The sequence below is a fragment of the Burkholderia sp. AU39826 genome (assembly GCF_020419965.1).
GTDB classification, from domain to species: Bacteria; Pseudomonadota; Gammaproteobacteria; order Burkholderiales; family Burkholderiaceae; genus Burkholderia; species Burkholderia semiarida.
Map to the genome: position 1 here is coordinate 281,152 of NZ_JAIZQG010000003.1, position 22,714 is coordinate 303,865.

Genomic DNA, 22,714 nt, shown 5'->3' on the forward strand with positions numbered 1-22,714 from the left:
GCGAGGGCGTCGTTTGGATGCTAGGTATTCACACGATGAATACGCGGTGATTCAAAAAATAAATTTCAAAAATGCCCGCCCGGTCGCTATGCTGGGCCTTCGGTTTTCCCTCAGGCGAGCGCAATGGCTGAACTCTTTCTGGTACGGCACGGGCAGGCGTCGTTCGGCACCGACGACTACGACCGGCTTTCCGCGGCGGGCGACCAGCAGGGCGCCTGGCTCGGCGAATACTTCGCGCGGCAGGGCCTGACGTTCGACCGCGTGATCTGCGGCACGATGAACCGTCATGCGCAGACGGTCGCCGCGATCCTGCGCGGGATGGGCCGCGAAGGCGTCGCGGTCGACCGCCATCCGGGCCTGAACGAATACGATTTCCACGGCCTGTTCGCGGCAGCCGCCAGCGACTACCCGGAGATCGCGCGGCTCGCGGCCGGCTCGATGAAGGAGCACTTCCGCGCGCTGCGGCAGGTGCTGCAACTGTGGACCGAGGACAAGCTCGGCGATGCGGCGCCCGAAACCTGGGCTCATTTCCAGCAGCGCGTGGCCGCCGCGCGCGCGGCGATCCGCGCAGGCGGCGGCCGGCGCGTGCTGGCGGTGAGCTCCGGCGGCCCGATCGCGGTCACCGTGCAGCAGGTGCTTGCGGCGCCGCCGTCGAGCGCGATCGCGCTGAACTTGCAGATCCGCAACAGCAGTCTTTCGCAGTTTTTCTTCAACGCCGACGCGTTCCACCTCGCGTCGTTCAACGGTATCCCGCATCTGGAGGATCCCGAACGACACGCGCTGCGCACCTACGGCTGACCCACGAACGATCGCGACGATGACGAACCCTTCCCAGCAACTCGACGTAGCCCGCCTCACGCGCTATCTGGAAACGCACGTGCCTGGCTTCGAAGGCCCGGTCGACACGGAGAAGTTTGCCGGCGGCCAGTCGAATCCGACTTTCCTGCTGAGCGCGAAGAGCGGCCGCTACGTGCTGCGCCGCCAGCCGCCGGGCGAACTGCTGAAATCCGCGCACGCGGTCGACCGCGAATTCCGCGTGCTCACCGCGCTGTCGGGCACCGCGGTGCCGGTCGCGCGTCCGTATCACCTGTGCGAAGACCGCGACGTGATCGGCAGCCTGTTCTACGTGATGAGTTTCGAGGATGGCCGGATCTTCTGGGATCCCGCGCTGCCGGAACTGCCGAAGGCCGAGCGCGCGACCTGCTACGACGCGCTCTTGCAGACGATGGCCGCGCTGCACGACGTCGACGTCGAAGCGGTGGGCCTCGCCGATTACGGCCGCCCCGGCAACTACTTCGAGCGGCAGATCGGCGTGTGGACGAAGCAGTATCGCGCGGCCGAAACGGGGCGCCTCGACGCGATGGAGACGCTGATCGACTGGCTGCCGAAAGCGTGCCCCGAGGACACGGGCCGGCCGGCGCTCGTGCACGGCGATTTCCGGATCGACAACCTGATGTTCGCGCGCGACGGCTATCGCGTGCAGGCCGTGCTCGACTGGGAGCTGTCGACGCTCGGCAACCCGCTCGCCGATCTCGCGTATTTCTGCATGTGCCTGCGGCTGCCGTCCGGCGGGCAGGTGCGCGGGCTCGCGGGCCAGGATCGTGCCGAACTCGGTATTCCCGACGAAGCGGCGATCGTCGCGCGCTACTGCGAACTGCGCGGCATCGCGCCGATCCGCGACTGGCATTTCTACCTCGCCTTCAGTTTCTTCCGGCTTGCGGCGATCGCGCAGGGCGTGAAGGCGCGCGCGCTGCAGGGCAACGCATCGAGCGAGCAGGCGCTGCGCGTCGGCGAAATGGCCGGCCGGCTGGCCGAACTCGCCGTCGGCGTGATCGACGCGCATCGCTGACCTCGCCGCGAATCGCCGCGATTGCGACGCTCGTCGAGCGGCGACACGACAACACAATCAATGGAGGAGCACAGCAACATGGCAACGAACCTGTTCGACCTGACGGGCAAGATCGCACTGGTGACGGGCGCGAGCCGCGGTATCGGCGAGGAAATCGCGAAGCTGCTCGCGGAGCAGGGCGCGCACGTGATCGTGTCGAGCCGCAAGCTCGACGACTGCCAGGCGGTTGCGGACGCAATCATCGCGGCGGGCGGTCGCGCCGAAGCGCTGGCGTGCCACGTCGGGCGGCTGGAGGACATCGCCGCGACGTTCGAGCACATCCGCGGCAAGCACGGCCGCCTCGACATCCTCGTGAACAACGCGGCAGCGAACCCGTATTTCGGGCACATCCTCGATACCGATCTCGCCGCGTACGAGAAGACCGTCGACGTGAACATCCGCGGCTACTTCTTCATGTCGGTCGAAGCCGGCAAGCTGATGAAGACGCACGGCGGCGGCGCGATCGTCAACACCGCGTCGGTGAATGCGTTGCAGCCGGGCGACCGGCAAGGCATCTACTCGATCACGAAGGCAGCCGTCGTCAACATGACGAAGGCGTTCGCGAAGGAATGCGGGCCGCTCGGCATCCGCGTGAATGCGCTGCTGCCGGGCCTCACGAAGACGAAGTTCGCGGGCGCGCTGTTCGCCGACAAGGACATCTACGAGACCTGGAAGGCGAAGATTCCGCTGCGCCGCCACGCGGAGCCGCGCGAAATGGCCGGCACCGTGCTGTATCTCGTGTCGGACGCGGCGAGTTACACGAACGGCGAATGCATCGTCGTCGACGGCGGCCTGACGATCTGAGCGCGCGATGAGACTCGACAGCTACGCGGGCCAGGCCGTGATGATCACCGGCGCCGCGAGCGGCTTCGGCGCGCTGCTCGCGAGCGAACTCGCCGCGATGGGCGCGCGGCTCGCGCTCGGCGACCTGAACGGCGACGCGCTCGAACGCGTGGCCGGGCCGCTGCGCGCGGGCGGCGCCGACGTGATCGCGCAGCGCTGCGACGTGCGCATCGAAGCCGACGTCGCAGCGCTCGTGCATGAAGCCGTCGCGCGCTTCGGGCGGCTCGACGTCGGCATCAACAACGCGGGCATCGCACCGCCGATGAAGGCGCTGATCGACACCGACGAAGCCGACCTCGACCTGAGCTTCGCGGTGAATGCGAAGGGCGTGTTCTTCGGGATGAAGCACCAGATCCGCCAGATGCTCGCGCAGCGCGAAGGCGTGATCCTGAACGTCGCGTCGATGGCCGGCCTCGGTGGCGCGCCGAAGCTGGCCGCGTATGCGGCGTCGAAACATGCGGTGGTCGGGCTCACGAAGACGGCCGCGCTCGAATACGCGCGCCACGGCATCCGCGTGAACGCGGTGTGCCCGTTCTACAGCACGACGCCGATGGTCACCGACAGCGATATCGGCGAGCGCCACGATTTCCTCGCGCAGGGCTCGCCGATGAAGCGGCTCGGCCGGCCCGACGAAATCGTCGCGACGATGCTGACGCTGTGCGCGAAGGAAAACACTTATCTGACCGGGCAGGCCGTCGCCGTCGACGGCGGCGTCTCGGCCTTCTGAACCGGACGAACGGAAACACGCAATCTCGAGGAGTCGATCATGGACTTTGGCTACACCCCGAAAGTGGAAGTGCTGCGCGAACGCGTGCGGGCATTCATGGACGCGCACATCGTGCCGCGCATCCGTCAGTGGAACGACGAAGTGCATGCGGGCCAGTATCCCGTGTCGTTCATGGAGGAACTGAAGGAACGCGCGAAAGCGGAAGGGTTGTGGAACCTCTTCCTGCCGCATTTGAAGGACGACGAGCCCGGCACGGGCCTGACGAACCTTGAATACGCGCCGCTCGCCGAGATCATGGGGCGCGTGAGCTGGGCGTCGGAAGTGTTCAACTGCAACGCGCCGGATACCGGCAACATGGAGCTGCTGCACATGTTCGCGACGCCCGAGCAACGCGAACAGTGGCTGCTGCCGCTGCTGCGCGGGGAAATCCGTTCGGCGTTCGCGATGACGGAGCCCGACGTCGCGTCGTCGGATGCGACCAACATCACGACGCGCATCGAGCGCGTGGGCGACGAATACGTGATCAACGGCCGCAAGTGGTTCATCACGAACGCCGCGCATCCAAACTGCAAGATCTTCATCGTGATGGGCAAGACCGATCCCGACGCGGAATCGCACCAGCAGCAGAGCATGATCCTCGTGCCGCGCGACACGCCGGGCGTGACGGTCGTGCGCAACATCACGGTGGTCAATCACTACGCGCCCGAGGGGCACTGCGAGATCACGTTCGACAACGTCCGCGTGCCGGCGCGCAACCTGCTCGGCGAGGAAGGCAGCGGCTTCGCGCTCGCGCAGGCGCGCCTCGGGCCGGGCCGCATTCACCACTGCATGCGTTCGATCGGCGCGGCCGAGCTGGCGCTGGAGCTGATGGTCGACCGCGCGCAGTCGCGCGTCGCGTTCGGCAAGCCGCTGAACCGGCACGGCACCGTCGGCGAATGGATCGCGCGCTCGCGCATCGAGATCGACCAGGCGCGCCTGCTGGTGCTGAAGGCCGCGTGGATGATCGACAAGGTCGGCGCGAAGGCGGCGCGCAAGGAAATCTCGATGATCAAGGCGCTCGTGCCGACCGTCTACACGGACGTGTGCGACCGCGCGATGCAGGTATTCGGCGCGGCGGGCCTGAGCCCCGATACGCCGCTTGCCGACCTGTGGACCTGGGGCCGCGCGCTGCGCTTCGCCGACGGCCCGGACGAGGTGCACCTGCAGGCGATCGCGCGGATGGAGATCAAGGACGGCGAACCCGGTGCGACCGCGCCGTACCTGACGCCGCCGCCGCGCGGGTGAGCGGCGCGCCGCGCGGGCCGGCGACGTGGGCGAAAGGGAGGCGCACACCGTATTAATATGCCGGCAAGGAGATTCGGCGATGCGTCTTTCGAAGATTGATCTGAACCTGTTCGTCGTATTCGAGGCGATCTACAACAAGCGCAACCTGACGCGCGCGGCCGAGGTGCTGAACCTCACGCAGCCGGCCGTCAGCAACGCGCTGGCGCGACTGCGCAAGACGCTGAACGATCCGCTGTTCGTCAGCACGCCGGCCGGGATGATGCCGACGCCGATGGCCGAGAACATCGTCGGCCGCGTGCGCGAGGCGCTGCAACTGCTCGATTCGAGCGCGCACGAAGGCGACGTGTTCGATCCGGCTACTTCGGCGCGCGTGTTCCGGCTCAGCATGAGCGACCTGACCGAAGCGCTGCTGCTGCCGGCGCTCGGCGAACTGCTGCAGGCGCATGCGCCCGGCATGCACGTGCGCAGCTATACGCTGGACCGCCGCGAAGTCGCGACCGCGCTCGCGAACGGCTCCGTCGACATCGCGATCGACGCGCCGCTGATCGGCGATCCGCATCTGCACCAGGCGCTGCTCGTGCAGGACCGCTACGCGTGCATGATCCGCGACGATCATCCGTTCAAGGGCGACACGCTGACCATGGACGACTACCTGTCGATGGGACACATCCACGTGTCGAGCCGCCGCAAGGGCAGCGGGCACGTCGACGCGGAGCTGACGCGGCTCGGGCTGCGCCGCAACATCCAGATGCGCGTGCAGCACTACATGGTCGCGCCGCTGATCGCGATGCGCGGCGATCTCGCGTTGACCGCGCCGTTGCGGCTCTTGCAACGCTATCCGGCGCGGATTCTCGAGCTGCCGTTCGAGATGCCGGGGCTCGACTACTTCTGCTACTGGCATCGCAGCGCCGATCAGGATCAGGGGAGCCGGTGGCTGCGCGAGCAGTTGATGACGCTGATGGGCGGGATGGGCGATGGGCGGTGACGCGTGGCGCGTGCGTGTCGCGCGTTCGCCGATACCTCAGTGCCGCTCAATACGAATCGTCGTCGAAGCGCGACGATGCCGGCCGGCGCTTCATGTCCTTCAACCAGTCCCGGACCTGTTCCGGATCCTCGAACTCGCGCAGCGCGACGCTCAGGTCCTGGTTGCTCCGCTGCATGCCGGCAATGTCGCGCGCGAGCATGCGCAGCACGGTATCGGGCGCGACCTTGGTGGACGACGCGATGCCGTAGGTCCGCCGGAAGTCGTTCTCGACGTGCACGATCTCCTGGTCGAGCTCGCGCAGTTGTTCCTCGAGGATACCGTTGTAGCGCGTGAGTCGCGCTTCGCCGAGGCCGTCGATCGCGCGCCGGTCGATCTGTTCGATCTCCAGCTGCAGCTCGAGCAGTTGCAGCAGGTTGCCCTTCTCGTACGCGCGGTTGACCCGCTGCATCAGCACGGTCTTGCGTTGCTGCTCCTGCGGATCGGTTTCGCGATCGGGATGCAGCGCGCTCGCGAGCTTGCGATAGATCTCGCGGATCGACTTGCTCGACTCGGCCCGCTCGGCTTCGATCCGGGCCTGCGCGGCCGATTGCTTCGGTGCTTTCTTGCGCTTCGCGCGCTGGGCCTCGCGGGCCGCGTGAGCGGCCATGTCGCGCTCGAACTGCGCGTCGAGTTCGGCCTGCATGCGTTCCGCGAGTTCGTCGGGCGACAGCGCGTCGAGATCGTCCAGCGATTGCGGTTCGGCTTCCCGTGCCGGTTTCGCCGGCTCGGGATCGGCCGCGGCGGCGCCGACGTTTCCGGACGCGGCATGCCGGTTATAGATGATCTTCAGCGCCGGGTCGTCGCTCACGTTCAGCAAATCATTCGCCATGTCGGCGATCAACTCGGACAGCATGCGCTGCTCGGCCTTGCTCAGGCCCTTCTGCAGAAACGCGTCGTCGAACAGATGAATCAGCCGGGTGCGCAGCGCCGTCGCTTCCTGTTCGAGCGGCAACAGCCCGTCGACGAACTTCTTCTGGAATGCCGGCATCACGGCTTCCCACGCGCCGAGCCGCTCGCGCCGTTTTTCGATCTGCTTGACGAGCGTATTGAACGTGTTCTGGGCTTTCGACAGGCTGGCTGTCTCGTGGCCGGGCGCGATGGCGACCGCGGCGCCGCGACGTGCGGTCATGATGATGTCCTCCGGCCGCGGCGGGACGCGCGGCAGGCCGGTATTTTAGCCGGATGCCTGCGGGGCGGCGCGCAATGGGCACTTCCCGGCGGGCCGCCGCGGCGTTCTCGTGTTCGGGCCGGATCGTGGGCCGTCAATCGCCGAACAACTGCCCCTGCCCGGAGATCACGCGTTCGAAATCGTCGCGCAGGAACGGCAGGATCGCATCGGCGACGGGCTGAAGCTGGCGGCTCAGGTAGAACGCATAGTCGATCGGCGAGCGCATCGTCTCGAGCGGCTCGGGGCCGGCCGTCGTCATCACGTAGCTGATCCAGCCGCCGCGCTGATACTGCAGCGGCCGGCCCTGCGCATGATTGAACTCGTCGGCGATGCGCGCCGCGCGCACGTGCGGCGGCACGTTGCGCTCGTATTCGCGCAGCGGCCGGCGCACGCGCTTGCGGTAGACGAGCTGGTCGTCGAATTCGCCGGCCAGCGTGCGCCGCACGTAGTCGCGAATGAAATCCTGATACGGCTCGCGCCTGAACACGCGCCGGTACAGCTCGCGCTGGAATTGCTGCGCAAGCGGCGTCCAGTCGGTGCGCACCGTTTCGAGCCCCTTGAACACGAGATCCTCGCCGCCGCCGGCGGTCGCCGCGAGCCCCGCATAGCGCTTCTTGCTGCCTTCTTCCGCGCCGCGCACGGTGGGCATCAGGAAGCGGCGGTAATGCCGCTCGTATTGCAGTTCCAGCGCGCTGTCGAGCCCGAACTGCTCGCGCAGGTGGGTATGCCACCAGCGATTCACGTGCTCGACCAGCGCGCGGCCCTTGGCGCCGGCTTCGTCGTCATCGTGCGCGCGGCCGAGCCACACGAACGTCGAATCGGTATCGCCGTAAATCACTTCGTATCCCTGAGATTCGATCAGTTTGCGCGTGCGATGCATGATCTCGTGGCCGCGCATCGTGATCGACGACGCGAGCCGCGGGTCGAAGAAGCGGCAACCCGTCGAGCCGAGTACGCCGTAAAACGAATTCATGATGATCTTCAGCGCCTGCGACAGCGGCGCGTTGCGCTGCCGCTTCGCGTCGTCGCGCCCTTCCCACACGCGGCGCACGATGTCGGGCAGGCAGTGCGCGGTGCGCGAGAAACGCGCCCCGAGAAAACCGGGCACCGATGCGTCGTCGCCGGGATGCGCGAGCCCTTCGATCAGGCCGACGGGATCGATCAGGAACGTGCGGATGATCGACGGATAGAGGCTCTTGTAGTCGAGCACGAGCACCGAGTCGTACAGCCCGGGCCGCGAATCCATCACGAAGCCGCCGGGGCTGTTTTGCCCCGTCACGTCGCCGAGGTTCGGCGCGACATAGCCGAGCCGGTGCATGCGCGGCAGGTACAGGTGCGTGAACGCCGCGACCGAGCCGCCGGTGCGATCGGCAGCCAGCCCCGTGACGCTCGCGCGTTCCAGCGCGAAGGACAGCAGGTCGGCCTTGTCGAAGATGCGCGTGACGAGCTCGCAATCCTTCAGGTTGTAGCGCGCGAGCGCGGGCTTGTCGTGATCGAAGCGGCGCTGGATCTCGTCCATCCGCTGGTACGGGTTGTCGATCGACTTGCCTTCGCCGAGCAGCGCCTGCGACACGTATTCGAGGCTGAACGACGGGAAGGTCCACGTCGCGGATTTCAGCATGTCGATGCCGTCGAGGATCAGCCGGCCGGCCGCGCCCGCGAAGAAGTGGTCGGGCTGCTGGCCGTGCGCGCGCCAGTCGAGCACGCTGCCGCCGCGCCCGAGCTTCAGCGGGATGCCGTACTGCTCGGAATGGGCATGCAGGATGCGCAGGTCGAACTGCACGAGGTTCCAGCCGATCACCGCATCGGGATCGTGCTCGTCGAACCAGTCGTTCAGCCGCGCAAGCATCGCGGGCCGGCTGTCGCAGTAGTCGAGGTCGAAGTCGAGGGGGCCTGCGTCGCTGCTTGCATCGCCGTTCGGCGGGCCGAGCATGTAGACCTGGCGCTGCCCGCAGCCTTCGAGCGCGATCGAGTACAGCTCGCCGTGGATGCTGGTCTCGATGTCGAGCGACACGCAGCGCAGCGTGGGGCGGTAACCGGTCGCGGGCTTCAGCTCGCCGCCGGTCAGCGTGCCGTCGCGGCCGGGCTGGCCGCGAAACGCCACGCACGCGGTGATGAAGCGCTCCATCGCGTAGCGGTCGGGCGGCTGCACGTCGGCTTCGTACACATCGACGCCGGCGGCGGCCAGACGCTTCTGGAGCCCCGACAGATGGCGGTAGCGCTTGCAATAGAGGCCGACGACCGGGCGCTGCCGGAAATCGCGCAGCGCGAGCGGACGCAGCTCGGCGTCGCGCTCGCCGGCCAGCGTGCGCTCGGCGAGCGCCTGCTGCTCGGCCGGGATGAACGCGACGGCTTCCTGCGGGCGCAACCGCACGCGGCGCGGGCCGTGTCCGGTTGCCAGCCAGAACTCGATCTCGATGCCGGATGCGGTGTCCCGCCAATGGCGGGTAAGGATGAAGCCCTGCTCGAACGCCGTCAAAACGCTTGTCCGTCGTGGATGCCCAGGCGGCGGATTTTAGCGCTTGGGCGGCGGATATGCAGACGTCACCGCGGACAAAAAAGGGGCGGAGCGACGTCGAATTATTGACTGATGTGTCCATAACGCCTATTCTGCCGCCATGGTGAGACCACGTGAATTCGATCGGGACGAGGCGCTGGAGCGCGCGCTGCGCGTGTTCTGGGAAAAGGGCTACGCCGCGACGTCCACTGACGACCTGCTGTGCGCAATGCAAATCGGCAGGCAGAGCCTCTATAACGCGTTCGGCGACAAGCGCAAGCTGTACGTCGAAGCGCTTGAACGCTATCAGTCGGAGAGCGTGTCGGGCCACATCGCGCGCCTGACGGCGCCGGCATCCGCGCTCGCGGGCATCGAGGCGTTGCTGCTCGGCGTGATCGCCGTCAACCCGGCCGAACGTGTGCTCGGTTGCATGGGGGTCAATGCGATCTGCGAATTCGGCGCGGCCGATCCCGAACTGGTCGGCTTGCGTGAGAAGGCCGGTGCGATGCTGCATCGGCAGGTCGTCGCCCGCATCCGTGAAGGGCAGGATGCGGGCGAGATCGCCCCTGCGCTCGATGCGCGCGAGGCCGCGAACTTTGTCCTGACGACGATGTACGGGATCCAGCTCGGTGCGCGCGCCGGCGCGAAGCCGCAGGCGTTGCGCGCCACCGCCGGCTTTGCGGCCGACCGGCTCAGGGCGCACTGATATCGATGCAGGCAGGGCAACGCGCCGGCATGAGAGCCGGCGCTTTTTTGTGGGAAGTTATTGACTGATCAGTCCATTAAGGAGCGAAGCATGACAGGCAATTCCGAGGGTATGCACAAGGCGGCGATCGTGTTTGGCGGCTCGCGTGGGATCGGCGCGGCCATCGCGCGGCGGCTTGCGGCCGACGGCGCGAATGTCGCGTTCACCTATGTCTCGGCGCCGGAGCGCGCGCACGAGACCGCGGCCGCGATCGAGGCGCGCGGGCGAGCCGCGCTGGCGATCCGTGCCGACAGCGCGGATGCGGACGCAATCCGGCAGGCCGTCGCACAAGCAGTCGAACGTTTCGGGCGGCTCGACGTCGTCGTGGTCAACGCGGGCATCCTGAAGCTGGGAGACGTGGCCGACGTGAGCGTCGACGATCTCGACCGGATGCTCGCGGTCAACGTGAGAGGCGTATTCCTGGCCATCCAGGCCGGCGCTGCGCATCTCGCGCGCGGCGGCCGCATCGTCACGATCGGCAGCAATACGGCCGTGCGCAGCGGACATCCGGGTTCGAGCGTCTATTCGATGACGAAGGCCGCGGTGGCCGTGATGGTCAAGGGCATCGCCGTCGATCTCGCACCGCGCGGCATTACGGTCAACAACGTGCAGCCGGGGCCTGTCGAGACCGACATGACGGCCGATCATCTCGACCAGATCCGTCCGTTGATTCCGCTGCAGCGTGCCGGCAGCGGGGACGAGATCGCATCGCTGGTGGCGTGGCTCGCCGGTGCGGAATCGGGCTACATGACGGGTTCGAGCCTGACGATCGACGGCGGGATGGCGCTGTAGCTCGAAGAAGCACGCGAAACCGTTGCGCGACGCGCCGTTCGGTGCGCATTGAATTGGCCGGTTCGAGCGCGAACCGGCCGCGCTCAAACATGCCCCTCATGCTCGATCGCCCCGCCATTCCCGACTGGCGCCGCGACCCTCACCGGCACGCCTGCCGCCCGCGCCGCCCGCCTCGCCCACATCGCCGTCAGAATCGGCACGAGAATCGCCGTCACGAGGCATGCGGTCGCGACGATCGCCGTCGCCGCCGGCACCATCGGCTTGAACTTCGGAATCATCTCGCCGATGATCGCCGGGTTCGCGACCGCGGCGCCGGCCGTCGACGACGCGGCCAGCCCGGCCGTCCCGTTACCGCCGCCGATCACCTTGTCCGCCAGCATCAACGGTACACCCGTCACGACGATCACCGCGAGCCCGAGCGCGATGCCCGGCAGCCCGCTCTTCGCGATCACGTTCAGGTCGATGCCGTTGCCGAGCGCGAAACCGAAAAACGGGATCAGCGGATGCACGCAGCGCCCGAACAATTCGCGCAACGCCACATCGAGGTTGCCGAGCGTGAAGCCGATCAGGAACGGCAGCACCGCGCCGACGAAGAGCCGCGTCTCGAACACCGCGACCCCCGCCGCGCCGAGAATCAGCATGCTGACGAGCGGCCCCGATTCGATCGACATCAGCACGAACGCACCAGCCTCTTCCTTGCTGCCGTACTGCTGCATCACGGCCGCGTAGAGGCCGCCGTTGGTCATGTCCATCGAGGTCGTGATCGCGAGCAGCGACAGGCCCGCGAACAGCCCGGTGCGGATGCCGTCGTCGGGGATGAACCGCGCGGCGATCACCGTCGCGAGCCACGCGACCACGATCTTCGTCGCGAGCAGCGTGCCCGATTTGCGCAGCACGACGCCCGCTGCGCGCAGGTTGATCGTCGCGCCCATGCAGAAGAACCATACGGCGAGGATCGGCACCGTGCCGGCGATCAGGCCGTTGGTGAACGAGCCGAAGTACTTGCCGGCGTTCGGCGCGAACGTATGCACGCACGCGCCGAGCAGCATCGGGACCAGCATGAGCCCGCCCGGAATGCGGTCGATAGCCTGTTTCAGCTTCACGTCTCCTCCGTGGACGTCGATGCGTCCCGTTGTCGAATGATGTCTGTTGACTGACTATAGGACATGTTTCGGCATGGTGGTCCGTTTTTGTGAATGTCGACGGCGGTCGTATCATCCGGAAGCGACGACGGTCGCGCGGGATCGAGCGTGTGCCGGCCGCGAACCGGCAAACCGAAAAAACGAGACGGCGCAAAGAACGAATGAAACAGATGAAAATGACGATGCGCATGGGCATCGCGATGCTGGTGCTCGGCGCGGGCCTGGGCGCGAACGGCGCGCACGCAACGAGCACGGTGGACTGCGGGAAGCTCGATGCGGCCACGAGCGGCCCGGACGACAACTTCCGGCCACCGGCGTCCGGCACGGTCGTCGGTACGGGGCGCGCGTATTTCCATTCGGCGCCCGACGCGCGGTGCGTCACGAAGCGGACTTTCATCGTCCCCGGCGATTCGGTGACGGTCTACAAGTCGTACGGGCGCTGGTACGACATCATGTACGTGAACGGCAAGACCGGCGACGACTTCGAAGGATGGGTCGAGCAGGACCGTGTGCGCCTCGGCGGTCAGTACGGCGCGCAGTAGCCGCCGGCCGCGGCGGCGCTACGCGGTCGCCCATGCGAAATCGCGCTCGAGGTTTTCGGCGCGCAGCGGCCGCTGATACAGGTACCCCTGCGCGTACTGGATCCCGACCGCATGCAGCGCGCGATGTTGGGCCTCGGTCTCCACGCCTTCCGCGATGATCTTCAGGCCGTAGTGATGCGCGACGGCCGCGATTCCCTCGATCAGCCTCGCGCTGCCGCCGTCCAGTTGCGACACGAACTGTCGATCGATCTTCACGTAGTCGAACGGAAAGCGCGACAGCATGTCGAGATTGCTGTGATGCGTGCCGAAATCGTCGATCGCGAACTTCGCGCCTTTCGACCGCAGCGCCTGGAAGATCTCGGTGGTGCGCGCGTTCTTCTCGAGCAGGATGCGCTCGGTGACTTCGAGCACCAGCGTGAAGCCGGGCGGCAGCGCGCGAATCGCGTCCTCGACGACGGCCACGAACCGCGCGCGCTCGAGATCCTGCGGCGCGACGTTCACGGCGATGCGCAGCGGCGCGGCTGGCGTCAGCGCGGTCAGTTCGGATACGGCCGTGCGCAGCACGAATTCGGTGATCTTCGGCAACATGGGGCTCGATTCCACCTGCGGGATGAACGCGGCGGGGCTGATGGCCCCCCACTTCGGATGCTGCCAGCGCAACAGCGCCTCGACGCCGACCGTCCTGCGCGTCTGCACGTCGACGATCGGCTGGTACACCACATGGAACTCGTTGCGCCTGAGTGCGTGGCGCACGGCTTTCAGCAGCAGCCGCCGCGGCGCCATCGCGAGCAGGTAGGCGGCCATCACGAGGCTGTCGGCCAGCAGCACGATCGTCGCGCAGATCAGCCGGTAGTGGCGCTGGACCTGTGACGCGTAGCGCGCCGATGCGACGACCGACACCGTGAACGGCCAGCGCCGCGAGGCCATCGTGCTGCCGCCTGCGGGGCCTGCATCCGTTTCCGGCGCGAACGCACCGTGCTGATCGAGACGCCCCGAGCCCGCGATCGACAGCGTGGCCGTTTCCGCTTCGTTGCCGGCGCCGCGCGCGAGCGCGTCGGCCACGTAGTCGCCTTCGATCAGGTACAGGACGCCCGCGCCGCGCGCGGTGGCGCGGAACGCGGACAGCACCGGAACGCCATGCTGGAACGGCGTCTGACGCAGCAGCGTGACGATCGTCGATCCCGGTTCGGATTCGCGCGCGTACGCGGCGAGCGGCAGGTCGATCGAGCCGAGCGCCGACGAGCATGTGACGCGACCGTCGCTCACCAGTGCGACGGCACGCAGATAGCGCAGGCGAGTGCTCACTTCGGCAAGTGACCGGAACACCGTCGCGCACGGCCGTCCGACGAGCGCGGTCAACTCGTCCGCGTGTCGGAGGCGCACGCCGTCCAGAATGCGATCCACGGAAGCCACGATGTCGTTTGCCACGACACGCTCGTGCGCGGTGACGGCATCGCGCGCATAGCGGTCGGCCAGCATGATCGCCAGCACCGGCACGAGCACGCAGATGATCACGGCGGCGAAAAAGACGCCACGCGGCCACGCGCCGCTGCGCTGGAAAAGGGGCTTCGAGCCGGGCGTGAGCGCCCACAGTCGTGCGATTGCCTTTGGTGTTGTACGCATGGCGTGGCAAGTCGAACTGGTCGATGCGCGAACGGCGCGCATGCCGCATGCCTGATGCCGGTCATGCGGCTCGCGCGCCGGTTTCGGGACGCCGATCGACTCGGCCGTCGCGACGGCATCGGCTGAGCCTGTCGCGATCGGCCCTTCATCTGGCAGCATTCCTCAATAACATGCGCGCATCAAGCATGTATATCGACGCAGCGTACCGAAAAAAGCCCCGGCCGCACAGTGTGCGCGGCCGGGACCAAAGACACCGTCTCTTGGCACGAGGATGGTGCGCGGCCAGTATAAGGGGCGGCGCGCCATTACGAAATGTTATTGTCTAAAAATTGGCGCGGTTTTGTGATTGTGTCTCAAAAAGAAACATTTCAACGTGGCGCCGTGGCCGGCACCCTGCTGCCCGAGCGTCAAACCGGAGCGTTGTGATGGAAGAAAATGCCGCACCCACGGTCGTCGTGACCGATGGCGCCGCCGTGGCGGACGGCGGTTCGCTGTGGATCCGGATTTCTGTGGACGGAGAGCCCCGCGACTATTCGCTCGATCGCGCACTCGCGTCGCGCGGTACGCCGAGCTACGACAGCATCCGCGGCGCGCACGGCGTGCTGTCGAACGACGAACGACGCGAATTGCGGCGGTTGCTGGCGCGCATCGCCGACCCAGCGATGTGGCGCGGCATCGTCGGCACGTTCATCGAGGTGCTGGAGCGGCCCGACGAGCCATGAACGAGGCGGGGCCGGCCGGGATTCAGAAATCGTTGCGCATCTTGTGGAGCAGGCCGCTCGGCGACTGATGCGTGTCAACGGCGGTGAGAACGTCGGTCAGGAACCACGGCAGGTTCAGCTGCGTGTCGGAATCGCCGACGCAGACGCGGATCGGCGGCGCGCTGGAGGGGGAATGGGCGCCTTGCGCGGCATCCCGCGACGGCACGCAATTCTTCGCGTATGCGTGAGCCGCAACCGGAGCCGGCGCGACGGCTCCGGAGGGCGTACCGGCGATGGCCGGCGCGCTGATGGCGGTAAACAGGGTCAGGGCAGCGGCAAGGGCGACGCGTTTCATGGGGATTCTCCGGCGATGCTCGTTCGACCGTGCGAGCCGATGCGAGTTCGTCCCGACAGGATCGCTCAGCCTCCCGCGCCGGCCGCCGGCTGCGTCCCGCGTGGACGTCATTCCACGCAGGTATATTGTCGCCGTGCATCGACCGGCAGGCGATATCGCGCGGCTTCGTTTGCACGTTACCGTGCGTGTGCACTGCCGGCCATCTGGATCGCGCAGCCCGCGGTGAAGCATCCACAGCAAATCCAAGAACCAGAGAACATTCCGAGCCCGCCCATGCCCACGAGCGATACCGAAGTCGTTTTTCAAATAACCGCGGATGATCTCGTCCACGCATATCGTCTGAATCTTTGGCGCAGGTACAACGGGAAAGCCCTGCTCAAGTCGTTTGCGACTCTTGCGATCGTGTACGTCGTGCTGCTGGTCGGCGGTGTCCGGGTAGCAAGCGGACATTTTCCGGAATGGCGCCATGTCTGGATGGCCGCGGGAATCGCGGCTGTCGTGGCGATCGGCGTGCCCGTTCTGAATCACCTGATCATGCCGCGCGCAGGCCGCAAGATTTACGATCAGCAAAGGGCGCTTCATCAGCGTTACACGGTCATTTTCGAAGGCGACCGCTTCGTTGTCGAAACGCCGACTTCGCGCGACGAAATTCGCTATGCGGATCTCATTCACTGGAGCGAGGATCGTCAGATGATCCTGCTTTATCAGTCGTCGGTGATGTTCCGCGTGGTACCGAAGCGCGTGCTGGACGATGGACAACTGGCATTCCTGCACCAGGCGCTGCTTCAGAACGGCGTGCGCAAGGTCTAGCGGGACGCGGCGTGTGTAGCGAAGTCCGGACGGTCCGCGCCGTCCGGGTTTCAACGTGCGGTTCCGGCCCGAAGTCCCCGCGCATCACGTCACTGATAGCCGTAACACTGCTTCAGCCCCGCGTAGTCGTAGAAGTGGCTGCCCGGCGCGATCTTCGCGCCGTCGCACGCGGCCTGGAAATCCGTCTCGCGCTCGTTGTACAGCATCTTCACGATGAGCCGCGACCCGTTGCGATAGACGTCCCACTGCATGTTCGCGGCCATCGGCGATACCTGATCGCCGCGCCACGGGTTGTTCGCATACGTGTACGTCTGCGACTGAGGCGTCGGCACGAACACGTTCTTCAGGTTCATGATCGACGCGAACGGAATCACGACCTCCGCATGCGTGAAGCGCAGCTTCGCGGCGTGCGTCAGGTCGCCGCGCGCGATCGCGTCGACCTCGGCGAAGAAATCGTCCTGCAGTCCCTTCGCCATCCGGTACGTCACGGGGTTTGCTTCCTGGATGCCGGGGCCCTTCTGGTAGTAGTCCTCGGCATCCTGCAGGTACGCGAGATACTGCGCCTGCTCGGCGCCGATGTACTTCTCCATCGTGACGCCGCCGGTTTCAGCGGTCATGGCAGGCGCAACCTGCAGCAGGTTGTACAGCACGTTCACTGCGTCGACGGCCGTCGCGATCTTCGTCTTGCCGTCGCCCTTCAGCGTGTTGGTGAACTTGCCGTCCGTCGACGTGAACGCATAGGTGCCGGTATTCGCGAACGTGTAGCCGTCGGAGCCGAGCTTCGCGATGAAGGCGGCCGACACGAGCGCGGACAGCACCGTTTGCGCGACGTCGGCCGCTTGCGGCGCGGCCTTGATCGCCTTCAGCTTCGCGGCCACCGTCGCGTCGTTTGCATAGGCCTGGTACGCCTGGCTCGCCTGATAGGTCGCGTAGTACGGATCGCTCGCGTCGGTCACGAGATCGGTGGCCGGTTTCAACGCGTGGAAATACAGCAGGAAGCGATTGGTGCCGGCCGGCTGCGCGACCGGCGCGCTCGCCGGATAGCCGGACGGCGCGGCCGGCAGCGTGATGGCCGACGCCAGTGCCGGCTGCGCGGCAACGAGCGCCGCCGAGAAATACGTCGAACTGTCGACCGCGCGATCCTGGCCCGAGTTGACGACCACCACCTGCCGGTTGCCGGCGGCGAACAGCGCAGGCAGCCGCTGCGCGAGACGCGCGGCGAGTTGCTGATGTTCGCGGATGCCGGCTTGCGTGAGGTTGCCGTACCCGGGTGTCGAGATGCCCTGCACGCCGTAGCCGAGCAGCGCATTGGCCTTCATCATCGCGTATGTGTCGGCCTTGAGCTGCGCGCCGAGCGCGGTCAGCGCGCCGTCGGCCTCGGCCTTGAGCAGCATCGCGTAGATCGCGCCGTCGTACTTGAAGCCCGACAGCCCGCGCGAGCCGTGACGGGCGACGAGTTCGGTATAGACGGGCGCGTAGCCGGCCGGCGGCGCTTCGTACGTCGCGGCGTCCTGTTGCGGACGGTACGGCGTCTTCGTCTGGTAGTAGGTCGCGGGTGCCGGGGCCGGCGTGGGCTGCGGCTGCGGGGCCGGCACGGTGCCGTTGTTGTCGGCCGACGTGGCGGGCGCTGTCGAGTCATTCCCGCCGCAAGCGGCGAGCAACAGGCAGGCAATCGTGAGGGCGGCGGCGGTGCGGGTCGGGCGTGTCATCGTGGCGGGCAACGGATCGGACGATGCGCATGCGCGTCGTCCGTTTCCGGGGATGTGATCGAACCCCGAAGTGTTGCAAGCGACTTTGACAGCAGAATGTCAGGATGCGGGCGGGCAAGCGCCCGATTGCCGCCGGACCGGCGATGACGGCCGGCCGCGGCCGGCCCGTGTGCCGGCGCTCAGTGCAGCCCGGCCGATGCGATCGAGCGCACCGTATCGGTGATGCTCATGCAGCGCGACAGCCCGAAATGCTCGGCCTCGCGGCGTTCCGGCTCGCTGCTCGCGATCCCGACCGCGCGCTCCGGCGGCACGCCGAGCGCTTGCAGCGCGACATCGAACGGATGCTGATTCGATCCGGACTCCTGTCGATTGGCGTCCGTGACGACGACCGAGAAACGGTCGAGGTTCGCGCGGCCGAACTGGCCTTCGAACATGTCGCTGAGCCGCGCGGCCGGCAGCGTCGTGACGAGACCGAGTCGATAGCCTTCTTCCGATGCCCGGTCGAGCCACTGGATGATCGCGTCGCGCTGGTTGCGCGATTCGCGCGAATCCGGTGTTGCTTCGATCTGCGCGAATGCTGCGTCGAGACGGGTGACGATGGCTTCGATGACCACGGTGATTCCTTTTCAGAAACGTGATGATCCGTTCGCCGACGGGAATGCCTCACACCTTAGCGTCGATCCGGAAAACGCGACCAATTAATATTTTTAGCCGACTCATACGATTCGACTAATGAATGGGGCGGCCAGCCAGAGCGGGCGCGGGATGCGTGTCGCGCGGCAAGTCCCGCCGGAATGGCATCGTATGGGTGGCCTTCAACACGATGCACCAGCGTGGCGCACATTGCGGACGAATTACGCATATGCATCGGGAAAAACGGCATATCGAGCGATGGCCACGCGATATGCCGTGTTGCGGTGCCGTGTGTGAGTCGTTGCTCAGTGCAACTTGATCGATGGCTGGTGACGGCTTTGCAGCCAGTGGCTCAGCGACTGGAACAGCGCGCGCTTCATGCCCACCACGTTGAACAGGTGCTTGCGATACAGGAACTTGTACAGCCCGATCGCCGCCAGCCCGTCGACGATCAGCGAGCGCGAGCGCACGCCGATGCCCGCCTGGTACACGGCGCCCGCGTGCCCGAGCGACACGACGGTGCCCGCATCGCGGAACGTGAAGCCGGCTACCGGCTTGCCGGCGACGCGGCGCGCGAATGCATTGACCAGATACACGGCCTGCTGGTGCGCGACCTGCGCGCGCGGCGGCAGGAACCCGCCCGCACCGGTCGACGGGCACGCGGCGCAGTCGCCGAACGCGTACACGTGCGGATCGTCGGGCGTCTGCAGCGTGTCGGTCACGATCACCTGGTTCGACCGGTTGAGCGCGATGTCGCCGATGTCCCGCAGCATCGCGGGCCCGGCGACGCCGGCCGCCCAGATCGTGATGTCGCTCGCGAGGCGTTCGCCGGTGGCGGTCGTCACGGCATCCGCGCCGACTTCCGCCACGCGCGTATCGGTCAGTACGTCGACGTTCAGCGCGCGAAGCTGCACGTGCATCTTGCCGGACAACCGTTCGTCGAGCGCCGGCAGGATGCGCGGGCCGCCTTCGATCAGCCGGATGTGCACGTCCCGCGCGGACACCAGCGCCTTGAAGCGGTACGTCGTCAGTTGCTGGATCGCGTGCCGCAGCGCGGCGGCCAGCTCGACGCCGGTCGCGCCCGCGCCGATCACGTTGATGCAGATCGGCGCCGCGCGCCGCGCGGGCTGCTGCTCGGCCAGATGGTTCGCCTTCGTGCACGCAGCGAGGAACTTGCGGCGGAAATCCTCGGCCTGGTCGAGGTTTTCGAGCGGCAGCGCATGACGCTCGGCGCCCGGCACGTTGAAGAAGTTCGTCACGCTGCCGACCGCCAGTACGAGATCGTCATAGTCGAGCGTCCGCTGCGGCAGGATTTCCGTGCCGTCCGCATCCTGCACGGCCGCGATCGTCGCCGTGCGTGCCGCGCGGTCGACCCGTTGCAGCGCGCCCTGCACGAAGCGAAAGCCGTGGCGCTTCGCCTGCGCCGCGTATTCGATCGTGTGGGAAGCCGGATCGCGATGGCCCGACGCGGCTTCATGCAACAGCGGCTTCCAGAAGTGCGTCGGATAGCGGTCGACGAGCACGACTTCGGCTTGCCCGCGGCGTCCGACCGTATCGCCGAGACGCGTGGCGAGCTGCAGGCCGCCGGCGCCGCCGCCGACGATCACGATGCGCGGCAGGCGCGGTGCGTGGTCCGTTGCAAGGTTGGGCGTGGTGTTGTCCATGGTGGGCTCCCGCTGAATGACGATTCGCATGACATTGCTCAAGAACCGACGATATAGTTTCGTACCCAGTCGAACAATTTAATGTTTATAAGCGACTCATATGTATTCACTTATAGGAAAGACCGCGACGTTCCGGCAGTTGAAGGCGCTGGACATGATCGCGCGGCTTGGCAGCGTGTCGCGCGCGGCCGAGGAGCTGAACCTGACGCAGCCGGCCGTGTCGCTGCAGGTTCGCCTGCTCGAGGAGGCCGTGGGCGCCGCGTTGCTGCAGCGGGTGGGGCGCGGCGTGCAATTGACCGCGGCCGGCGAGATCGTGGCGCGCTACGCGCGCGAGATCCTGCATCTGTGGAGCGAGGCCGGCGACGAAGTGGCCGCGCTGACGGGCGATCTCGGCGGCACGCTGCGGATCGGCGCGATCACGACGGCCGAATACCTGATCCCGCCGCTGCTCGTCAAATTCACCGCGACGCGCCCGCACGTGAAGACGTATTTCAAGGTCGGCAACCGCGACGACATCATCCGCATGCTCGCGACGCATGAAATCGATCTGGCGGTGATGGGCAGCGCGCCGAAGGAGCTGCGTACGCACGCGGTCGAATTCGCGAAGCATCCGATGGTGTTCGTCGCGGCGCCCGGCCATCCGCTGATGCAGCGCAAGCGCGTCGCGCTGAAGGATCTCGAATCCGCGCACCTGCTCGTGCGCGAACGCGGCGCGGGCACGCGCTCGACCGTCGAGAGCCTGTTCAAGAACGCGGGCTACCGCTTTCATGTGGGCTCCGAACTGTCGAGCAACGAGGCGATCAAGCAGATGGCCGAAGCGGGGCTCGGCGTCGCATTCCTGTCGTTGCACGCGTGCGCGCTCGAATTGCGCACGGGCCTGCTCGGGCAACTGCCGTTTCCCGGCAACCCGATCGAGCGCGAATGGTATGTGGTGACGCTCGCCGACCGGCGGATCTCGCAGGTGACGGGGCTGTTCCGCGACTTCCTGATCAAGCAGGGCGCGCCGGTGATCGACGGGGCGTCGGCCGCGCCGCACGAGCGGCGGCGCAAGTAGGCGGGGTGTCGACCGGCCGGTCAGACGAGCGCGAAGTCGTCGTTGCTGTCGGGAGTCGACGCGAGCAGCCGTTCGAGTCGGTACCAGCCGACGACACGCAGGCACCACGCGGCGATGGCGGTGCGGCGGTGGCGGGAGCCGGGGGCGGATGAAGCGCGAGCGGGGGAAGGCGAGGGCGCGATGAACGCCGCGCGTAGCGGGCAGTCATGGGGCATGACGGGGCTCCGTAGGTGTCGGATGAGGCCATCGTAGGCTTCGCGGCGCCTGCCGGCGCGCACGCAAGGATCGTCCCGAGCAGAAACGGATGATCTTTTTTCTGCTCGACTCGGCGGCAGCCACGCAGGGCCGGCGCGCCGGCCCGAAACGCGTCACAATGCGCGTTCGGCACCTGATCTGGTGGAGGCCATCAATGAGCGATCCGATTCTTGCCGCGCCGGCGGACAACGGCGTTCCCGTCAGCCTGCGCTCCAGCCGCGGGCGGGGCTGGCGCGGCTTCGGCGCGTCGCTGCTGCAAATCCGTGCCGGCACGTACCGGATTCCGGCGGCCGAGCATCACCGGATCGGCGTGCATATCGGCGCGCCGGTGCGCGCCGACTGCGTGTGCGACGGCGAGCGCGTGTCGCGCATCCAGGCGCACGGCGACGTCGACGTGATTCCGGCCGGCTTGCCCGGCCAGTGGACCGACAGCGCCGACTGCCGGATCCTGCACATCGCGCTCGGCGATACGTTCGTGCGGCGCACGGTCGAACAGCTCGAACTGAAGCCGTCGCACGCGCAGATCCGCCGGCGGCTGCAGGTGCGCGACCCTCGGCTGCAGCACATCGCGTGGGCGATGGCCGCCGAACTCGAAGCGGAAGACGCATCGGATCCGCTGTACGCGGAAAGCCTGTGCACCGCGCTCGTCGCGCGGCTGGTCGACGGCCAGCCGGCGTTTCGCGAACGTCGGCGCACGCTGGCGCCAAAGGCGGCGGCGCGCGTGATCGACTATGTCGAGTCGAATCTCGACCGACGCATGACGCTGGCCGAGCTCGCGGCGCTCGTGTCGATCAGCGTGCCGCATTTCAAGGTGCTGTTCCGCGAAACGCTGGGGATGCCCGTGCACCAGTACGTCGTGCGGCGCCGGGTGGAGCGCGCGAAGGCGCTGCTGCTCGAAGGCCGGCTCGGCATCAGCCAGATCGCGCTGGAGGCCGGCTTTGCGCATCAGAGCCACATGGCGAGCTGGATGAACCGCGTGCTCGGTGCGACGCCGACGGAGATTGCGCGGTCGGGTATGCGGGGTGGGTTGCGGCTGGCTTATGACGGGGAGGAGGGGGCGCCTGGCATGACGGAGCGATGACTTCGCACCGGATATGAGTTGCCGCGTCGGATCCCGGAGTGACCCTCCAACAGGCTGTTGGACGATTGCCGCGTGCGCCCCCGTCCGGGGGCAGACCGTACGATTCGAAGCGACAAGGGAAGCCGCGAACGACTCGCATTGCAGCCGCAACCCGATCCATCATCGTTTCCTGCGCTG

At 67.0% G+C, this 22,714-nt stretch carries 22 protein-coding genes; 13 read left to right on the forward strand and 9 right to left on the reverse strand.

The annotated features are described in order from the left end of the window. The first annotated feature begins 123 nt into the window (after nt 1-123). From LGM42_RS10295 to LGM42_RS10320, 6 genes are all read left to right on the forward strand, one after another. A complete protein-coding gene (locus LGM42_RS10295) occupies nt 124-798 on the forward strand; it encodes a histidine phosphatase family protein (protein ID WP_059574768.1) in 675 nt (224 codons plus the stop codon). 19 nt (nt 799-817) lie between these two features. Beyond that, nucleotides 818-1,849 (forward strand): phosphotransferase, encoded by a 1,032-nt coding sequence (locus LGM42_RS10300; protein ID WP_226232151.1) that lies wholly within the window; start codon nt 818-820, stop codon nt 1,847-1,849. Between the two features lie 78 nt (nt 1,850-1,927). Then, nucleotides 1,928-2,692, forward strand: a complete 765-nt coding sequence (locus LGM42_RS10305; protein WP_226093831.1) for an SDR family oxidoreductase — start codon at nt 1,928-1,930, stop codon at nt 2,690-2,692. A 7-nt stretch (nt 2,693-2,699) separates the two neighbouring features. Beyond that, the gene (locus LGM42_RS10310; RefSeq protein WP_226232152.1) at nt 2,700-3,458 is read left to right on the forward strand and encodes an SDR family NAD(P)-dependent oxidoreductase; all 759 of its coding nucleotides are present in this window, start codon (nt 2,700-2,702) and stop codon (nt 3,456-3,458) included. Nucleotides 3,459-3,497: 39 nt separating this feature from the next. Further along, a complete protein-coding gene (locus LGM42_RS10315; RefSeq protein WP_226232153.1) occupies nt 3,498-4,742 on the forward strand; it encodes an acyl-CoA dehydrogenase family protein in 1,245 nt (414 codons plus the stop codon). 79 nt (nt 4,743-4,821) lie between these two features. Further along, a complete protein-coding gene (locus LGM42_RS10320) occupies nt 4,822-5,727 on the forward strand; it encodes a LysR family transcriptional regulator (RefSeq protein ID WP_226232154.1) in 906 nt (301 codons plus the stop codon). Between the two features lie 46 nt (nt 5,728-5,773). Here the strand turns inward: LGM42_RS10320 and LGM42_RS10325 are convergent, their stop codons facing one another. Both LGM42_RS10325 and LGM42_RS10330 read right to left on the reverse strand, forming a co-directional pair. Continuing rightward, complete coding sequence (locus LGM42_RS10325; protein WP_226232155.1) at nt 5,774-6,895, reverse strand: J domain-containing protein; 1,122 nt, start codon at nt 6,893-6,895, stop codon at nt 5,774-5,776. A 133-nt stretch (nt 6,896-7,028) separates the two neighbouring features. Next, nucleotides 7,029-9,413, reverse strand: coding sequence for a DNA polymerase II (locus LGM42_RS10330; RefSeq protein ID WP_226232156.1), 2,385 nt, complete (start codon nt 9,411-9,413; stop codon nt 7,029-7,031). A 139-nt stretch (nt 9,414-9,552) separates the two neighbouring features. Here LGM42_RS10330 and LGM42_RS10335 point away from each other — a divergent pair, with 139 nt between their 5' ends. Together LGM42_RS10335 and LGM42_RS10340 are read left to right on the forward strand one after the other, a co-directional pair. Further along, nucleotides 9,553-10,137 carry a TetR/AcrR family transcriptional regulator gene (locus LGM42_RS10335; protein WP_226232157.1) on the forward strand — a complete coding sequence of 195 codons (585 nt, stop codon included), beginning with the start codon at nt 9,553-9,555 and terminating at the stop codon, nt 10,135-10,137. Between the two features lie 90 nt (nt 10,138-10,227). Continuing rightward, nucleotides 10,228-10,968: a 3-oxoacyl-ACP reductase family protein gene (locus LGM42_RS10340; protein ID WP_181035496.1), complete on the forward strand. Its 741-nt coding sequence runs from the start codon at nt 10,228-10,230 to the stop codon at nt 10,966-10,968. A gap of 83 nt (nt 10,969-11,051) precedes the next feature. On the opposite strand, the gene kdgT is transcribed toward LGM42_RS10340, so the two are convergent. Then, nucleotides 11,052-12,071 carry a 2-keto-3-deoxygluconate transporter gene (kdgT, locus tag LGM42_RS10345; protein WP_226232158.1) on the reverse strand — a complete coding sequence of 340 codons (1,020 nt, stop codon included), beginning with the start codon at nt 12,069-12,071 and terminating at the stop codon, nt 11,052-11,054. Nucleotides 12,072-12,280: 209 nt separating this feature from the next. On the opposite strand from kdgT, the gene LGM42_RS10350 reads away from it, so the two are divergent. After that, nucleotides 12,281-12,652: a hypothetical protein gene (locus LGM42_RS10350; RefSeq protein WP_060314767.1), complete on the forward strand. Its 372-nt coding sequence runs from the start codon at nt 12,281-12,283 to the stop codon at nt 12,650-12,652. Between the two features lie 18 nt (nt 12,653-12,670). On the opposite strand, the gene LGM42_RS10355 is transcribed toward LGM42_RS10350, so the two are convergent. Further along, nucleotides 12,671-14,275: an EAL domain-containing protein gene (locus tag LGM42_RS10355; protein ID WP_226232159.1), complete on the reverse strand. Its 1,605-nt coding sequence runs from the start codon at nt 14,273-14,275 to the stop codon at nt 12,671-12,673. Nucleotides 14,276-14,700: 425 nt separating this feature from the next. Here LGM42_RS10355 and LGM42_RS10360 point away from each other — a divergent pair, with 425 nt between their 5' ends. Continuing rightward, the gene (locus tag LGM42_RS10360) at nt 14,701-14,997 is read left to right on the forward strand and encodes a hypothetical protein (RefSeq protein WP_226232160.1); all 297 of its coding nucleotides are present in this window, start codon (nt 14,701-14,703) and stop codon (nt 14,995-14,997) included. A gap of 22 nt (nt 14,998-15,019) precedes the next feature. On the opposite strand, the gene LGM42_RS10365 is transcribed toward LGM42_RS10360, so the two are convergent. Further along, a complete protein-coding gene (locus LGM42_RS10365; RefSeq protein WP_226232161.1) occupies nt 15,020-15,331 on the reverse strand; it encodes a hypothetical protein in 312 nt (103 codons plus the stop codon). A gap of 273 nt (nt 15,332-15,604) precedes the next feature. Between LGM42_RS10365 and LGM42_RS10370 the strand changes: the two genes are divergently transcribed. Further along, complete coding sequence (locus LGM42_RS10370) at nt 15,605-16,141, forward strand: YcxB family protein (protein WP_060314711.1); 537 nt, start codon at nt 15,605-15,607, stop codon at nt 16,139-16,141. A gap of 89 nt (nt 16,142-16,230) precedes the next feature. Here LGM42_RS10370 and LGM42_RS10375 read toward each other — a convergent pair whose 3' ends face one another. From LGM42_RS10375 to LGM42_RS10385, 3 genes are all read right to left on the reverse strand, one after another. Beyond that, nucleotides 16,231-17,850, reverse strand: a complete 1,620-nt coding sequence (locus LGM42_RS10375) for a histidine-type phosphatase (RefSeq protein WP_060314715.1) — start codon at nt 17,848-17,850, stop codon at nt 16,231-16,233. 179 nt (nt 17,851-18,029) lie between these two features. Beyond that, on the reverse strand, nt 18,030-18,464 hold the full coding sequence (locus LGM42_RS10380; RefSeq protein ID WP_059574740.1) for a phosphatase: 435 nt from the start codon (nt 18,462-18,464) through the stop codon (nt 18,030-18,032). A gap of 324 nt (nt 18,465-18,788) precedes the next feature. Beyond that, nucleotides 18,789-20,147 (reverse strand): NAD(P)/FAD-dependent oxidoreductase, encoded by a 1,359-nt coding sequence (locus tag LGM42_RS10385; RefSeq protein ID WP_060314718.1) that lies wholly within the window; start codon nt 20,145-20,147, stop codon nt 18,789-18,791. A 100-nt stretch (nt 20,148-20,247) separates the two neighbouring features. Here LGM42_RS10385 and LGM42_RS10390 point away from each other — a divergent pair, with 100 nt between their 5' ends. Beyond that, nucleotides 20,248-21,201: a LysR family transcriptional regulator gene (locus tag LGM42_RS10390; protein WP_059574736.1), complete on the forward strand. Its 954-nt coding sequence runs from the start codon at nt 20,248-20,250 to the stop codon at nt 21,199-21,201. 20 nt (nt 21,202-21,221) lie between these two features. On the opposite strand, the gene LGM42_RS10395 is transcribed toward LGM42_RS10390, so the two are convergent. After that, the gene (locus tag LGM42_RS10395; RefSeq protein ID WP_226232162.1) at nt 21,222-21,416 is read right to left on the reverse strand and encodes a hypothetical protein; all 195 of its coding nucleotides are present in this window, start codon (nt 21,414-21,416) and stop codon (nt 21,222-21,224) included. Nucleotides 21,417-21,610: 194 nt separating this feature from the next. Between LGM42_RS10395 and LGM42_RS10400 the strand changes: the two genes are divergently transcribed. Continuing rightward, nucleotides 21,611-22,537: an AraC family transcriptional regulator gene (locus LGM42_RS10400; RefSeq protein ID WP_060314723.1), complete on the forward strand. Its 927-nt coding sequence runs from the start codon at nt 21,611-21,613 to the stop codon at nt 22,535-22,537. The last annotated feature ends 177 nt before the right edge of the window (nt 22,538-22,714 follow it).

Bases quoted from the DNA above. Each gene is read 5' to 3' on its own strand.
- LGM42_RS10295 (WP_059574768.1), top strand. From the start codon at position 124: ATGGCTGAACTCTTTCTGGTACGGCACGGGCAGGCGTCGTTCGGCACC.
- LGM42_RS10300 (WP_226232151.1), top strand. From the start codon at position 818: ATGACGAACCCTTCCCAGCAACTCGACGTAGCCCGCCTCACGCGCTAT.
- LGM42_RS10305 (WP_226093831.1), top strand. From the start codon at position 1,928: ATGGCAACGAACCTGTTCGACCTGACGGGCAAGATCGCACTGGTGACG.
- LGM42_RS10310 (WP_226232152.1), top strand. From the start codon at position 2,700: ATGAGACTCGACAGCTACGCGGGCCAGGCCGTGATGATCACCGGCGCC.
- LGM42_RS10315 (WP_226232153.1), top strand. From the start codon at position 3,498: ATGGACTTTGGCTACACCCCGAAAGTGGAAGTGCTGCGCGAACGCGTG.
- LGM42_RS10320 (WP_226232154.1), top strand. From the start codon at position 4,822: ATGCGTCTTTCGAAGATTGATCTGAACCTGTTCGTCGTATTCGAGGCG.
- LGM42_RS10325 (WP_226232155.1), bottom strand. From the start codon at position 6,895: ATGACCGCACGTCGCGGCGCCGCGGTCGCCATCGCGCCCGGCCACGAG.
- LGM42_RS10335 (WP_226232157.1), top strand. From the start codon at position 9,553: ATGGTGAGACCACGTGAATTCGATCGGGACGAGGCGCTGGAGCGCGCG.
- LGM42_RS10340 (WP_181035496.1), top strand. From the start codon at position 10,228: ATGACAGGCAATTCCGAGGGTATGCACAAGGCGGCGATCGTGTTTGGC.
- LGM42_RS10350 (WP_060314767.1), top strand. From the start codon at position 12,281: ATGAAAATGACGATGCGCATGGGCATCGCGATGCTGGTGCTCGGCGCG.
- LGM42_RS10355 (WP_226232159.1), bottom strand. From the start codon at position 14,275: ATGCGTACAACACCAAAGGCAATCGCACGACTGTGGGCGCTCACGCCC.
- LGM42_RS10360 (WP_226232160.1), top strand. From the start codon at position 14,701: ATGGAAGAAAATGCCGCACCCACGGTCGTCGTGACCGATGGCGCCGCC.
- LGM42_RS10365 (WP_226232161.1), bottom strand. From the start codon at position 15,331: ATGAAACGCGTCGCCCTTGCCGCTGCCCTGACCCTGTTTACCGCCATC.
- LGM42_RS10370 (WP_060314711.1), top strand. From the start codon at position 15,605: ATGCCCACGAGCGATACCGAAGTCGTTTTTCAAATAACCGCGGATGAT.
- LGM42_RS10375 (WP_060314715.1), bottom strand. From the start codon at position 17,850: ATGACACGCCCGACCCGCACCGCCGCCGCCCTCACGATTGCCTGCCTG.
- LGM42_RS10385 (WP_060314718.1), bottom strand. From the start codon at position 20,147: ATGGACAACACCACGCCCAACCTTGCAACGGACCACGCACCGCGCCTG.
- LGM42_RS10390 (WP_059574736.1), top strand. From the start codon at position 20,248: ATGTATTCACTTATAGGAAAGACCGCGACGTTCCGGCAGTTGAAGGCG.
- LGM42_RS10395 (WP_226232162.1), bottom strand. From the start codon at position 21,416: ATGCCCCATGACTGCCCGCTACGCGCGGCGTTCATCGCGCCCTCGCCT.
- LGM42_RS10400 (WP_060314723.1), top strand. From the start codon at position 21,611: ATGAGCGATCCGATTCTTGCCGCGCCGGCGGACAACGGCGTTCCCGTC.